Raw genomic sequence first — 15,287 nt, 5'->3', positions numbered from 1 at the left:
TAATGCAGGAAAAAGCCACATTGCTTAGATGAATAGTTTTTCGGCAATGCTGTCTGCCAGTAGCTTTCCGTTCTTTGTCAGCCTAAGAAATTTATCAGATGCGGCTAGCCAACCATGTTCTTTCATCCAACGTATTTCTTTCAATCGCTCCTTTGGAAGGTTCAAACCGTAGGTTTTTTCAAAATGATGCAAGTCTACTCCCCAAATCGTCCGGAGTGCGGTGAGTATGTATTCGTTGGCCCTATCCTGTAAACTCAGCACATCCAGTTCAAAAACTTGCTCCCCGGAAGCCATTGCTTTAAGGTACTGTCCGTTATTGGCGATGTTGTGTCCACGGTTGATTCCGTCAAAGGAATGGGCGCTGGGCCCAATACCCAAATAGGGGATTCCTTTCCAGTAGTTTGTGTTGTGAACAGCAAACATCCCTTCTCGGCCAAAGTTTGAGATTTCGTACTGGATGTATCCCGCGGTCTCCATGGCATTCTGAAGCATTTCAAACTGTTCCGCCACAAACTCCTCTTCTGCTGGAAGGAATTTCCCTGCCTTTGACCAGCGCCCCAAAGCGGTTTTTGGTTCAACGGTCAGGCAGTAGCTGCTGATATGACCCGGATCCATTTTTAGGGCGGTCTCCAGATCCAATCGCCAATGAGTATGGTCAGGAGCAGGAAATCCATACATTAGGTCAATGGACAGCTTTTGAAATCCCCCATCCCGGGCAGTATCTAGTACACGGTAAGATTCCTCAGCGGTGTGGGCCCGGTTATAAAATCGAAGGATTGGCTCCTGAAAACTCTGGATACCAATGCTTAATCGGTCTATTCCCATGCTTCGGTAAGCCTGCAATTTTTCTTTACTTAGGTCGTCGGGATTGGCTTCCAGGGTAAGCTCCTTCAGGTCCATTGGAAAATGCCGGTAGATGGTGTCCAATAAGGTTTCAATCGATGTCGGCGACAATAGCGAGGGGGTACCCCCACCGAAATACACCGTTTGAACGTTGGATCCGGCGGGCAAGTATGCGCTACGCTGTACCAGTTCGTGCCTCATAGCTTCCAGCATCTGCTCTTGGTAGCCGGTGTGGGTGCTGAAGTGGAAGTCGCAATAGTGACAGGCTTGCTTGCAAAAGGGAATATGAATGTAGATACCGGACATACGCAAATGAGATCCTGACTGCATGTGTAGAAACGTCCGCAATCATTCAAAATTAGAAAGAGTTTGGGGATAATTCGAATAAGGCTCCAAGCTGATCTAAAAAATTTATTAATTTCGGGCAAACAATCCTTTGAAATTGACTGACCTAAGGAGGTGGACCCATACATGGGACAGGTAGCCTGCCCTAGTACATGTTAAAACAACGAAAACCCATGAGACAACAGAAACTTTACGTAACCTACGCCTTTTTGATTGCTTGTACCTTTTTTGCCGCGACTTCCTTTGCGCAGATGGAGGTAAAGGGCAGCTTGGTCTCCAAAAATGCAGAAGTAAAAAAAGTAGCAGACGGCTTTAAGTTCACCGAAGGACCTGCGGTAGACCGTCCGGGCAATGTTTATTTCACCGATCAGCCCAACAACAAAATTCATAAGTGGAGCTTTACGACCGGCGAGGTAAGTACCTTCATCGAAGATTCCGGTCGATCAAATGGATTGTATTTTAATCTCAAAGGCGAGCTATTGGCATGTGCCGATATGGGAAATGAGCTGTGGTCTATCGATCGGGAAGGAAACCCTACGGTATTGGTGGAGGGTTTCAAGGGTAAAAAACTCAACGGTCCGAACGACCTGTGGATCAATCCCCGCGGTGGAATTTATTTTACGGACCCGTTATATAAGCGTGAATATTGGGAAAGAGATCCTGCGATGCAGCAGGACGGTGAGCACCTGTATTACTTAAGTCAGGACGGTGTGCAGCTTTTTCGCGTGGATGATAACCTGGTAAAGCCAAACGGGCTGGTAGGTACGCCCGATGGCAAAAAACTGTATGTGGCAGATATTGGTGCCAAAAAGACCTATGTGTATGATATCGAGGAAGATGGTTACCTAACCAACCGTACGTTGTTTGTAGAAATGGGCTCAGATGGTATGACCATTGACCACCGAGGAAACGTCTACCTGACGGGAGACGGTGTTACCATTTTCAACAACAGAGGCGTTCAGATCGGTCACATTCCGGTAGATGCCGGCTGGACATCCAACGTTTGTTTTGGAGGTGGTGATCGAAAAACACTGTTTATCACTGCCATGGATGCAGTGTACACATTGGATATGAAGGTCAGGGGAGTTTGGTAAGACACGGGAAATGGCTGCTCATTTTTGCCTTCGCCCTTTTCTGGATTACTATAGTCAAGGGGGAAGATAGCGATACCCTTTCCATTCAGGTGGTTGGGGAAAGGACTTATGGTAGCACCATTGTCCTTCCCGATTCCCTTTCGAGGCATATTTACTTACAGGATCAGCTATTGCGCTTGCAGGCAGAGGGTTACCTGTTGGCAGCAGTGGTTTCTTCCGATCTCCGATCTCCGCAGCACCTATCTGTTGTCATTGAAACCTTTCAGCGTTTCGAGTGGATGGCATTGCGGGCAGGTAACCTGACCGACCATCTCCTGTTACAAAGTGGCTTCGACCCACTTGCCTTTGATCGCAAGCCCTTGAATTACGAATCACTAGCCAGGTTGTTTGAGAAAATTCTAGATCAATCCCAACGTACCGGTTTTCCCTTTGCGTCGATCCGGTTAGATAGCCTAGCGAAAATTGGGAATGGGTTTTCCGCTTCCATTTACTATGATCCAGGTCCGCTGATTCGCTTTGATACCCTAAAGATCACCGGCAATAGCAAAACCAGACCGGTATTTTTAGGCAAAACGTTGCGGATCGTTCCCGGCGCGCCGTTTTCCCAGCGGAATGTCGACCGTTCGTTAAAGTCGATCCGGACCATACCCTATCTGCAGGTAAGCGGTGAACCTCGCCTGAGTTTCCAAAACGAGGAAGCAACCCTGTATTTACCCGTAAACGATCGAAGGATCAACAGCATTGACGGGATCATCGGTGTCCTACCAAACGAAATCGAAGGAAACCGGCTGTTGGTCACCGGCCAATTTGATATGGTACTTTATAATGTGTCCGGTAAAGGACGAAACTATCGTATCAATTGGCAGAGGCTTAGCCAGTATTCCCAAAATCTCCGGCTCGATGCGACCGAACCCATGGTATTCGGATCGGGTTTAGACGTGAGCGCTTCTTTCTATTTATTAAAGGAAGACACCACGTTTCTAAACCGGGACGTTAAGTTTTCGCTGGGCTATCGAGTCAATCCAAGTCTATACCTGAGTTTCTTCAACCGACGGCAAGCAGGAGACCTTCTGTCAACATTTCACCTCCGTGAAGCCACAGAACTTCCCTCTGCCGCTGACTTCCGCTTCAATAACTATGGAATGAACCTGGAATACATGGATTTAGACGACGCTTTTTTTCCCAAGCGTGGAGGCAGGGCAGTACTTGATGTTGGAATAGGCAATAAGCGCTTGCTCCAAAATACCGGTCTTCCCCCTCAGCTTTACCAAAATTTGCTCACCCGTACGCTTCAGTATTACTTGCAAGCAGATTACAGCTATTATCACCTCTGGAAACCCACTTTTGGTGCGGTATTCCAGGTTCAGGCAGGGTATATGGAGAATCCAAACCTGCTTCTGAATGACTTGTTTCGGTTGGGCGGCCTCAAGACCATCCGTGGATTTAATGAAAACCACTTCTTTGCCTCGCAGTATGTCCATGCCACGATAGAACCCCGATTTTATTTTGATACTAGTACCTATTTCCTGATTTTTGCAGATGCGGCAGTGATGGTGAATCGCCTACCGACTTTGGTCAGAGACTTTCCCTATTCGTTTGGGGGTGGTTTTAGCATACAAACCTCAGGTGGCCTGTTTCATTTTGTCTATGCGCTCGGAACTTCGGCAGATCAGCCGTTCGGGTTTAATTATTCACGCATACACTTTGGCTATACAGGGAGATTTTAAATGAACAGCAAGGTACAGCTTTTGGGGCTATTTTTTTTGATGAATTTGCTGGCAGGCGCTCCAGCATTTTCACAAGTGTTGGAAAATTACGATGAGCGTTTTTCCCTCCTTCCTTCCGGCCAATTTTACGACCGCCCAGCCGGCATCCAAGTATCGGTGGATAGGGCGAGCTTTCCGCTAAGCACTTTCCATATTCAGATGCCGGAAGGCTCCACGTTGTTTATAGAACACATTTTGTGGTTGCAGGCAGATGCGGATACGCTATTAAAGCTACCGCTCAAGGATATAAATGCGGTGCTGCCCTTAGATGATTCTACCGCTGAATTCACCCTTTACAAAAAGGGGATTCGTGCAGAGGAAGCCTCTATCAGAAAAATGGGGCCGAACCCTCCAGGCTTGTACGATCAAGGTTCCAGCCAGGGATTTTTGGGTGATTATGCCCAACGCGAACGGGATGTGTTTCCGGAGTTTTTCTTTACTTCGCTTTTTTTGCTGATGCTTTTGGGAGCGTTGTTTCGAATGATTCACCCGGTCGTTTTTCCGTTATTTTTAAATCCACGCTATCTCATTTCGTCGGAGGAATTTACGGAAGGCAGTTCATTTACGAAGTTTTTTACCAATGCGCTGCTTTACTACCTACTTCTATTAAACATGTTGTTGATGCTGGTCATAATAACCATATCCAAGGTTTTATCAGTAGCGCCGATCGGCCTGGTGCTAATCAATGATATGAACCACTATTTTTTCATTTGGATTGCGGGCACACTGCTCTTGATGGCTGCCTCCACTTTAAAGGTTATCTGGCTAAGGATCAGCACGTATGTATTTGATATCGCTAAGTTCGAGATTCCACACTTTCTGTATATACTGCGGGTCCTTTCCCTGAGTACGTTAGTGATTACCTGCGTGATGCTCATAGGCCTCGCCAACGAGTATCACGCCATAGAAGATTTTGTAATCTTTTTCTTAAAAGCTTTTTTCAGTTGTTATATCTTGGCATTGTTGGTATTAGGTGTCTTAATGAGGAAAAGATTGTCCTTTAAGAATTATCATTTATTTTCGTACATTTGCACCTCAGAATTAATTCCCTTTTTGGTGATTTCAAGATTGCTCATTGGGTAAACCTATACTAACAAAGGAAAAATAAAGATGACTAAGGCCGTAAAAGACAGACTCCAACGAGTCAGAAGCATTCTAGTTTCACAGCCAAAACCCTCTGATGAACGGTCACCTTATTTTCAGTTGGCCGAAAAATACAAAATCAAGATTGACTTTCGTCCGTTTATTCAGGTGGAGCCCGTTCCCTTGAAGGAGTTTAGAAAGCAAAAGATTGATATCCTCAAGCATACTGCGATTATATTTACCAGTAGGAATGCAATCGACCATTTTTTTAGTCTTTGTCAAGAACAGAAGATTGAGATGCCTGCAGACATGAAGTATTTTTGCATATCCGAGCAGACCGCACACTACCTGCAGAAATACATCGTGATCAGAAAGCGAAAATTATTTGTTGGGAGTAAAACCGCCTCGGATCTTTTTGATTATTTCAAGAAGCACAAAGGCGAAAAATACCTTTTTCCCTGTTCAGATATCAGAAAGGAAGACATTCCTGATTTCCTGACCAAAAACAACATCAATTTTACCGAAGCGATTATTTACCACACCGTTGCGGCAGATCTATCGGATCTCAAGGATATCAAATACGACATTTTGGCTTTTTTCAGTCCATCCGGCATCAAATCGCTGTTCCACAATTTCCCTGATTTTGAGCAAAATAACACCCGTATTGCCGCTTTTGGTCCTACTACAGCCCAGGCAGTAAGGGAACAGAACCTCATACTAGACATTGAAGCACCGTTACCAAATGCCCCAAGTATGACCGGAGCACTGGAGCTCTACATAAAAAAGGCAAATAAATTATAACATCTTTTAATCTTTTGTAAGGTAAATTGAGTTAAAATGTGTAGAATAGGTTTTCAAACACAAAATGTGATTCACACATGATCCGAAAAGTTTACCTGCATGCACGTGTAAAATGGATATTGTTGGGTGTCTGTTTGTTGGTACCGATGCTCTCCCATGCGCAGCAGGATGCTCAGTTTACGCAATATATGTATAATGGGCAATTTTTTAACCCGGCCTTTGCCGGCAAGGAATCAGGCCATGCGATCACGGCCCTGCATCGGAGTCAGTGGTTGTCCTACAGTACGGCGACAGGTGGAGGCGGCGCCCCTACCACCCAGTTGATAACCGTTTCCAGTGCACTCGAGAAGGCAAACTTGGGTGTTGGACTTACAGTAGTGAACGACCAAATTGGTGCCATCAATAACCAAGAAGTAAATTTAGCATTGGCTTATCACTTGAGGATGGGCCGGGGAAGGTTAAGTTTGGGAGCATCCGGCGGTTTTTTTTCCAGCACGATAGATTATGGGAACCTGGAAGGCGTAAATCCGGATCCCTTGGTTGGCTCCGGAGGCCGCGAGAATCAGATCAACAACAGCATTTCAATGGGCCTGCTATACGATCGCAGCAATTTTTATGCTGGAGCCAGCATACGGCATTTTAACGAACCCTCGTTTGACTTCGGCGAAGGCTTCGAAAACCGCTTAGAAAATCATCATTATGTTTTAGTCGGCTACAGGATAAACACTTTTGCGCTTTTCAGTGTTGAACCAAGTATATTATTAAAATCCATATCTTTGAATAATTTTTCGTACGATGTCAGCGTTATAGGCACGTATAACAAAAAATTGAGTCTTGGTTTAGCGTACAGAGGAGAAGAATCTGCTTCGGTTCTAATGGGTTACAGCCTGATGAAAGATAATTCGTTGAGGTTGGGTTATGCATTTGATCTGGTAGTAGGAGGGCTCGAAGCGAAGTCTCCGACTACGCACGAATTTATGCTCACTTACAATCTACCTCAGGCTAAGAAGGAGCTAGAGAGGGTTATACAGCGGACACCGAGATTTAGGTTTTAAAATATCGGAACCAAAAAGCACAATAAGCTTGTGTTTTTCTGACATTTTCTACTAAATTTCGATTTCTTTGCGAATGTAAATAGTTGAAATTGAATGTTATTAATTTAATGTCATTTATGTTAAGAAAAATGGACTCGCGTTATTTTGCTCTTGCCGTCGGGCTAGTTGTCGCGACACTCCTCCAGGGCTGTGGGCTTTTTGGCAGCAAAGGTGCAGCCAGCGAGAAGTTAAACCGAAGAGGGGAAGTAACCGGGGTGCCAAAGCGTTCAGGATGGCAGCAAGCCTTACCGCATCAGATGGTTCCTGTGAAGGCAGGAACGTTTTGGATGGGTCAAGCAGATGAGGACATCTCGCTCAGTATGTCTTCTATGAACAAGCAGGTGACGATCTCTGAGTTTTTTATGGATAAATACGAGGTCTCCAATAACAAATATCGGCAATTTTTAGAATCGGTTCGAATGGGAGATCTTGCGCTCGGTACTCCCACCACCCAAGCGGACCCACCTCAGTTTAATATTGATGAACTCATCCCGGATACCACTGTGTGGACAAACAGTTTTACCCATCACTACGGGGATCCATTAATGCAGTATTATTTTGATCACCCGGCATTTGACGACTACCCCGTGGTAGGTGTCAGTTGGGATCAGGCAAAAAAATTCTGTGAATGGAAATCATACCACATGAATGCCAACGATCGCTCGGAGTTTGACATGCCGCGTTTTCGGTTGCCGTTTGAAGCAGAGTGGGAATATGCTGCAAAGGGAGGGAAAGATATTGCGAAGTATCCCTGGGGGGGGCCTTACCTGAAAAACAGACGTGGCTGCCTGATGGCCAACTTCAAGCCGGGAAGAGGAAACTACATAGATGATGGGTTTGCCTACACGGCGCCTGTAGATGCCTTTGCACCAAATGCGTTTGGGCTTTATAACATGGCGGGTAACGTTTCTGAGTGGGTGGAGGATGCGTACAACCCGGCAGCAAGTGCGATGGTTTGGGATATGAATCCGACGTTTTTTGATGCCAACGAACCAAGGAAAGTGGTACGTGGCGGTTCTTGGAAAGATGTCGCGCATTTCTTGGAGACAAGCGCGAGAAGCTATGAGTACCAAGACGTGAAAACAGCACACATTGGGTTTCGAACGGCGATGACCTACATAGGACGATCGGGCTCTATGAGCGTGAAAACAAATCGAAGAAGCAGACGATAACAGGTAAATTCAAATTCCAAAAATTCAATTTTATATATCACCCCTTTTTTAGCAAATAATATGTCAGCAACGAACAAAAACTCTCTGGCCTACAAGTTCTACACGAACATAATGCCAAAAATTTACGGAATTGGCGCCGCAGTGGTAATTTTGGGTGCCATGTTTAAGATTTTGGATCTACCCTTGGCGAATCTGATGATTGGTGTCGGGTTGAGTACCGAGGCGTTTATATTTTTCCTGTCGGCCTTTGAACCCAAGCACGAAGAAGTTGATTGGACACGGGTGTACCCGGAACTTGCAGATGATCCCAATGCTGCGGCAGTGCCGGTAAAGAAGGCAACCAAAGCTGCTACCGACAATACCACCCAAAAGCTGGATCAAATGTTGGAGAATGCAAAAATTGGACCGGAATTAATCGAAAGTCTAGGCAAAGGCATTCAGAATTTGGTTAGTTCTACTGAGAAGATGGGAAGCTTGGCAGATGCGTCGGTAGCTACCAACGATTACGCACAAAACGTACGAAAGGCCAGCCAAACGCTCATATCTATCAATGATTCTTATGAAAAGACAGCTTCTGCGCTTGCAGAAATGTCTTCCGCCAGCCAAGATGCGAAGCAATATCGCGATCAGATCGTGAGTGTGACCAAAAATCTTAGTGCCCTGAACAATATATATGAGATGGAACTGCAGGACTCGCAAAATCACGTCAAGGTGATTAACAAGTTCTATTCCAATATCACTGCTGCGATGGAAGGCCTAAACGAAGCTGGAAAAGAGACACAAGCCTTCAAAACCGAATTGGCCAAGCTTAACACAAATGTAAACTCTCTAAACAAGATTTACGGGGGCATGCTTTCTGCAATGAAGGGATAAGCCAAAGTAAGACTGTAGATACATTTTGTTGTTAAGTAAACAAATAAGATAATATTATGGCAGGTGGAAAAGAGACACCAAGACAGCGGATGATAGGTATGATGTACCTTGTCCTTACCGCTCTTTTGGCCCTACAAATAAGCAACCAAATCCTACAAAAGTTTATCCTTCTCAACGATGGACTGGAGAGAACCTCGGAAAATTTCATTCGAAAAAATGAAATGTCGGTTAGTATCATTGCTTCGACGGTGGAACAACAGGGAAACAATGAAAAGGATCTGCCAAAGCTAGCTGCGTCTAGGGAAATTAGATCGCTGAGTAGGGAAATGTTTAATTACATTCAGGATATCAAAGAGACCCTGATAGAACAAGCCGATTTGTTGAATGAAGAGGGTAATTTTAGAACTGCGGCCCTCAAAAACGTAGAAGTTCCCGGTAACCTCTTCAATAATAATCGGGTAGGGTATGAGATGCAGGAAAAATTAAATGGCTATCCGGCGGAGGTTAATCGCATACTGGAAGGACTTGGGTTGGACGGTTCCTTTGGCGACATCGCAAAAAATGCCGACGAGATTGATTTATTCAAAAACGATAGCGAAGTAAACTACAAGGACTATGTAAATCTCAACTACGTCAAATCTCCTGTGGGTGCGGTTTTGGCAATATTGAGTCAGCATCAGAATGAGATTTTAAATGTGGAAAGTGAAGCGCTAAACCGCATTACCAACTCCCTGGGATCCTTTATTTTTGAGGCAGATAAGTTGATGGCCCGTGTGGCGGCCAATTCGAATATCGTTGCAGCGGGTACGAGGTTTGAAGCGGACATGTTTGTAGCTTCATCTTCTTCTGGGGTACAATTAAGAATGACTGCGGATGGTCGTGAAATCCCGGTAGAGGATGGCTTCGGTAAAATTGAGTTCCCTGTTCCGCCCGCAGGCAGTTACGATGACAGGGGGTTGGCAGCTAGGAAACTCCGTGGTGAAATAGTTGTTCCTATCGGGGGAGTGGATAGTGTATTGACAGTCGATTACGAGTATTTTGTCGCGCAGCCCGTAATCCAGGTTTCTTCGGTTGTCGTTCGTCAGCTTTACGCAGAGTGCGCAAACGAACTGAATATCGATGTACCTGCTTTGGGTAATTCCTATGCACCGGAATTTTCGGTAAGTGGAGGACAGGCCATCAAAGGTACGCGGCCCGCAGATGTAACTATTATTCCAGGAGCCAGTGGAAAGGTAAACATCACCGTGGCGAGCGGTGGCAATCGTATTGGATCTTTGGAGTACGATATCCGTCCGGTTCCTGCGCCGACCATACGTCTGTTTAACGGGGACAATGCGATTGATCTTCAAAATACCTTCCCTTTTCCGGGGCCTAGGCAATTGAAGGTTAGGGCGATTCCTGAGCCGACATTTGCTCAGACCATGGCTAAGGATGCTAATTTCGAGGTATCGGCCGGCGAAGTTCGTTTGGTTAGAAACGATGTACCTCGTTCCAGTGTTCGAATTTCCGGCGAGAGTGTTTCTACTACCAGCTTGCTTGCAGAGGCTCAGGCGGGAGACAAGTTGATCGTAATCGTTAACGAGGTTACCAGAACAAACTTTCAGGGGAATAAAATTAGGAGTCAGCTCAACGAAGTCTACACGATTAACATACGCTAAGACAAATCGTTTCGTTATCTGACATACACCAGTAAAGTACAGCATCATGAACGCATTGAAGGGAATATTTTCAGTAATCGGGGTTAGCTTTCTGCTGCTTTTGGTCGGATCAGAAGCGCGGGCACAAGGACCTGACTCCCAGAACCCCTCTGTTGGGGGCGATTCAGGGATGAAGATGGACACGACTTTTTCTGTTTTGCCCATTCGGGAAGACGATAAGATGTATCAGATTTCCGTATGGAGAAGGATAGACCTGAGGGAGAAGTTTAACCTTCCATTTTATGGTACCGGTGGGCTGAAGCTGGGTGGAATCATGCGCAATATCCTTCAAGCTGTTGAGAATATGGAGTTAACTCCTTATGCAGATGAGGATTTCACCACGGAGCTGTCCATTACTGATTTTCAATCAAACTTTTGGATTAATGAGATCGGTGATAGCATCTTTGTGAGAGACCTTTATTACGTGGATTTTAAGGAAGACTTTATCTTCGACAAAAACCGCTCGGAGACGAAGTTTGATGTAAAATACATTATACTAACCATGCCCTCTGAAACCAACAGTAATGCTGGGGAACGTACTATCGGGTTTTTTAAATACAAGGATTTCTACGAGCATTTCAAAAATCATCCTGATGCAAAGTGGGTAAATTATCAAAATCCATCTAAGAATATTCCCTACAGTCAAGCGTTTGACTTGAGGCTTTTCCGGTCGGTGGTGCGGAAGTATACCAACCCGGATAATGCCTTGATTGCCGATATGGTGGATAACAGCGATCCAAACGCCAAAATGCAGGCCTACTTAAAGTCTTTGGAGTTTGAATACAAGTTACTCGAATGGGAGAATGACCTCTGGGAATGGTAAATTGGTATTTAAAAGGGGAAATAATTGAACGGACAGGCTGACTTTTCACAAAGTCAGCCTGTCGGCTTTTTTAATGTAAAGGAGTTTGAATTTCTAAGACTGTGGCGGGGGAATAGAACTGTGAGTCAAGAAAGTGGCCCTTTCGATGCGGCTTCCTGTGGCATCTAACCAAAGATTTCACCGTGTCTAGACGAATGCAGGATGAGTGCAATTGGGTTTGTATCAGAATAAGATTTTACAGAGGAGCAATGGGGCTCAATGGAAGCGGGCAGTGCACCAGGATGACGGGGTGAATTCCCCCAACTTTCCTAAGTGAGCATAGGTATACATTGAAAGATTTTTTTGTACCTTAGGGAACGCTGGATTAAAAAGCGTATCTAATTCTACGCATTTGGATAATGGTGTAAATAGGGAGTAGGCGAAAATGATACACTTCAGATTGGAGATTGTCTTTGTTTTTATGGCATGCCTTTTTTTAGGCTGCGGGGTCGATACGCCCCAAGACGTCGAAAGGGCAGCGCATTCCCTACCCGAAATCGTAGACTATAACCTTCATATAAAGCCAATACTATCTGATCGGTGTTTTGCCTGTCACGGACCCGACAAAAACAATCAGGAAGCCGGCTTATTTCTGCACGCTTCCCAAGGGGCCTTTGCGTTGCTGCAAAGCGGAAATAGGGCCATTGTTCCGGGTAATCTGCGCAGAAGTGAACTGGTTCGTCGAATCCTATCTGAGGATACCGAGATCATGATGCCCCCTGCAGCATCGAACTTGCACCTTACGACAGAAGAAAAGGCGCTATTGATCAAATGGGTGGAGCAAGGAGCTGAATACAAAAAGCATTGGTCGTTCATCAAGCCTGAAAGAGCCACCCTTCCGGAAATCAAAAACGAGTCCTGGGCGGCCAATGCGATAGATTACTTTATAGCAGCGAAGCTGGATAAATTTGGGATTGCTCCTTCCCCGGAAGCCCGAAAGGAGATTCTGGTGCGGAGGGTCTTTTTCGACTTAACGGGACTCCCTCCTACCGTGGGTCAGTTGGAAGCGATTATGGCAGACAGTACTAGCAATTATTTTGAAAGACTGGTAGATGACCTGCTTGCCTCTCCTCGTTACGGGGAGCGCATGGCGGCACATTGGCTGGATGTAGCTCGATTTGCCGATACGGAAGGATACCTGGATGATTTTCATCATGAAATGTGGCCCTATCGGGATTGGGTTATCGATGCTTTTAATCAGAATATGCCCTACGATGCGTTCGTGGTTGCGCAGGTCGGCGGTGACCAACTTCCAAACGCAACCGAAGGGGAACGGTTGGCGACCGCTTTTAATCGACTGCATAAGCAAAATTCAGAAGGAGGCGTCATCCCGGAGGAGTTTCGGGTTGAATACGTCGCAGACAGAACGAATACGGTAGGAACGGCTTTTATGGGGCTGACGGTATCTTGTGCCCGCTGCCATGATCATAAATACGACCCCATTTCCCAAAAGGATTACTTCCAATTATATGCCTTCTTCAATAGTACCATTGAACGGGGAGATGCGATCTTTTCTGGAAATTCTATTGAAAATGGCAGCCGTATCCCCAATAAATACTCGATGAATGCGGGTCCGGTCATGCCACTTCCATCGGAGGAAGTCGCGGAAATCAGAGCCTTTTTGCTGGAGGAAATCGATGCCAAAGCTTCCGAAATTGAATCGCAAAGCCAGCTGAATGAGACGGAGGCGCTAGCTTGGGCTGCATCGCAGCCTGGCTACGCCATGTTACAAAGTGTGGTAGAGAAGGTCACCAAAATAGATCTTCGATTTGATAGTATCGTCGATGAAACCGTCGAGGACTATGCGAAGGGGTCTGGGGTAGCACGGATTTTCGGGCATAATTTGGTGGATGGCAAAAAGGGCAAGGCAATCGAATACAATGAGGGCAAAGTGATTGCCGATGGCAGTAGGGTCAGCTTTGAGCGTATGGACCCTTTTACGGTGAGTTTTTGGATTAAAACGCCAAAGGAGTTTGATGAGGCCCGAATTCTATATAATGGAAATGGTAGAATTCAAGGCTATAGAGGATGGGATGTTTGGATGGACTCCACGCGGCTTTCCTTTCGATTAAACCATGCCCATCCCTTCCAATCCTTGGAGGTACGGCTAACCGAAAAATTACCCTTGAATGAGTGGCACCACTTTGTCTGGACCTATGACGGGTCTAGTTCGGCCAAGGGGATGACCGTTTGGCATAATGGGAAGAAGGCTGATCTAGCCATCCAACGAGACCATATTTACCGCTCTACCGTACCCTACAAAGATCCAAAAGGCTTTGTATACCTGAAATACGAAGGTTTCGTAATGGGTGCCAGTCACTACGATGCGGATTTCGACGGCGGCATGATTGATGAGGTTCGGGTGCTTGATAAGGAAGCTGGCGAATTGGTGGCTACATACCTATACGATGAGGAAACGGGAGTTGAGCGGTTTCGCAAATCGGTCGCTTCCCAATCCAAGGAAGCGTTGGAATTTTATTCCCTACATGTAGATCAGAAACTGGAACGCCAACGAGAGGCATTACGGGCTCTACAGCTGAAAGAAGTGATGGCCATCGATACAGTTCAGGAGATCATGGTGATGGGCGATTATGAAAACGACCGACCGACCTATCTGTTGGAACGAGGGGCTTACGATTCCCCGGGAGAGCGAGTTGAAAGGGGCGTTCCCTCCGCCATCCTACCCTGGCCGGAGGAGCTTCCCAAGAACCGATACGGACTCGGTAAATGGTTGACCCACAAAGATAATCCTCTCACAGCCCGGGTGGCTGTGAACCAGCTGTGGTATCTGATGTTTGGCCGCGGGCTGGTACGGACCAACGAGGATTTTGGTAATCAGGGGGCGTTGCCCAGCCATCCCGAACTGTTGGATTGGCTGGCCATTGACTTTCAAGAAAGTGGCTGGGATGTTAAGCGTTTGATCAAAATGATGGTGACTTCGTCTACCTATAAGCAGTCCTCCGTTATCCGGGAAGACCTTCGGGAAATCGATCCGGACAATCTGCTGTTGGCCAGAAGTCCCCGGTACCGCCGCTCCGCCGAGATGGTGCGAGACAATGTGCTGGCGGTAAGTGGGCTGTTGCAACCAATTGTGGGAGGGGAGTCAGCCTTCCCTTATCAGCCGGAAGGACTATGGAGGGAGACGATCACCCATGCATTTTTTCCGGAATATAAGATCGATTACGAAAACGGTCTTTATCGACGAAGCATCTATACCTTTTGGAAGCGGAATGCGCCCGCTCCAGGTATGCTTGTGTTTGATGCCTCCAATCGGTCTGAATGTCAGGTTCAGCGACAGCGAAGCAATACTCCATTGCAGGCTTTGGTGTTGCTGAATAGCCCGCAGATACTTGAAGCCTGCCGGGTTCTTTCAGAAAAGGTTCTTCTCGAGTCGGGTATGGACATCTCTAAATCCATCGATGCCCTTTTCCTGGCCTTGATCGGCAGAAAACCAACGGACCGGGAGCATGCTATTTTGGAAAGACAATATGCTGAAGAAGCCGCGTACTTTGCCAAGGAACCTATGGCGGCCAAGGAGTTTTTAAACATTGGATACCAGGCTCCCTCCGCAAACATTCCTTTTACAAATTCTGCGGCAATGGCACGTGTAGCCAATACGATCCTGAATTCAACAGAGTCCTACTACAAAAACTAACA

At 46.1% G+C, this 15,287-nt stretch carries 11 protein-coding genes; 10 read left to right on the top strand and 1 reads right to left on the bottom strand.

Annotated features, from left to right (window positions below; all coding sequences use genetic code 11):
* Nucleotides 1-24: 24 nt before the first annotated feature.
* On the bottom strand, nucleotides 25-1,173 hold the full coding sequence (gene hemW / locus IAQ59_RS18350) for a radical SAM family heme chaperone HemW (protein ID WP_245189698.1): 1,149 nt from the start codon (nucleotides 1,171-1,173) through the stop codon (nucleotides 25-27).
* 266 nt (nucleotides 1,174-1,439) lie between these two features.
* On the opposite strand from hemW, the gene IAQ59_RS18345 reads away from it, so the two are divergent.
* The 10 genes from IAQ59_RS18345 to IAQ59_RS18300 all read left to right on the top strand — a co-directional run bounded on the left by IAQ59_RS18345 (nucleotide 1,440) and on the right by IAQ59_RS18300 (nucleotide 15,285).
* A complete protein-coding gene (locus tag IAQ59_RS18345) occupies nucleotides 1,440-2,282 on the top strand; it encodes an SMP-30/gluconolactonase/LRE family protein (RefSeq protein WP_209332327.1) in 843 nt (280 codons plus the stop codon).
* Nucleotides 2,276-4,009 (top strand): BamA/TamA family outer membrane protein, encoded by a 1,734-nt coding sequence (locus IAQ59_RS18340; protein WP_245189697.1) that lies wholly within the window; start codon nucleotides 2,276-2,278, stop codon nucleotides 4,007-4,009. The genes IAQ59_RS18345 and IAQ59_RS18340 overlap by 7 nt, the downstream gene beginning before the upstream one ends.
* Nucleotides 4,010-5,131: a DUF4271 domain-containing protein gene (locus tag IAQ59_RS18335; protein WP_209332300.1), complete on the top strand. Its 1,122-nt coding sequence runs from the start codon at nucleotides 4,010-4,012 to the stop codon at nucleotides 5,129-5,131.
* Between the two features lie 27 nt (nucleotides 5,132-5,158).
* Nucleotides 5,159-5,932 carry a uroporphyrinogen-III synthase gene (locus tag IAQ59_RS18330; RefSeq protein ID WP_209332299.1) on the top strand — a complete coding sequence of 258 codons (774 nt, stop codon included), beginning with the start codon at nucleotides 5,159-5,161 and terminating at the stop codon, nucleotides 5,930-5,932.
* Nucleotides 5,933-6,009: 77 nt separating this feature from the next.
* A complete protein-coding gene (locus IAQ59_RS18325; RefSeq protein ID WP_209332298.1) occupies nucleotides 6,010-6,987 on the top strand; it encodes a PorP/SprF family type IX secretion system membrane protein in 978 nt (325 codons plus the stop codon).
* Nucleotides 6,988-7,103: 116 nt separating this feature from the next.
* Nucleotides 7,104-8,198 carry a T9SS ring complex lipoprotein PorK/GldK gene (porK, locus tag IAQ59_RS18320; RefSeq protein WP_209332297.1) on the top strand — a complete coding sequence of 365 codons (1,095 nt, stop codon included), beginning with the start codon at nucleotides 7,104-7,106 and terminating at the stop codon, nucleotides 8,196-8,198.
* A gap of 60 nt (nucleotides 8,199-8,258) precedes the next feature.
* A complete protein-coding gene (gene porL, locus IAQ59_RS18315) occupies nucleotides 8,259-9,071 on the top strand; it encodes a type IX secretion system motor protein PorL/GldL (protein WP_209332296.1) in 813 nt (270 codons plus the stop codon).
* Between the two features lie 56 nt (nucleotides 9,072-9,127).
* On the top strand, nucleotides 9,128-10,729 hold the full coding sequence (porM, locus tag IAQ59_RS18310; RefSeq protein WP_209332295.1) for a type IX secretion system motor protein PorM/GldM: 1,602 nt from the start codon (nucleotides 9,128-9,130) through the stop codon (nucleotides 10,727-10,729).
* Between the two features lie 46 nt (nucleotides 10,730-10,775).
* Entirely contained in the window at nucleotides 10,776-11,591 is an 816-nt protein-coding gene (porN, locus tag IAQ59_RS18305) for a type IX secretion system ring subunit PorN/GldN (RefSeq protein ID WP_209332294.1), read from the top strand.
* A gap of 424 nt (nucleotides 11,592-12,015) precedes the next feature.
* Nucleotides 12,016-15,285, top strand: a complete 3,270-nt coding sequence (locus IAQ59_RS18300) for a DUF1553 domain-containing protein (protein ID WP_209332293.1) — start codon at nucleotides 12,016-12,018, stop codon at nucleotides 15,283-15,285.
* The last annotated feature ends 2 nt before the right edge of the window (nucleotides 15,286-15,287 follow it).

This window comes from Lunatimonas salinarum (assembly GCF_017811155.1).
Lineage (GTDB): Bacteria > Bacteroidota > Bacteroidia > Cytophagales > Cyclobacteriaceae > Lunatimonas > Lunatimonas salinarum.
Note: the sequence above shows the minus strand (reverse complement) of the source record. Positions and strands in the feature narration are given on the sequence as shown.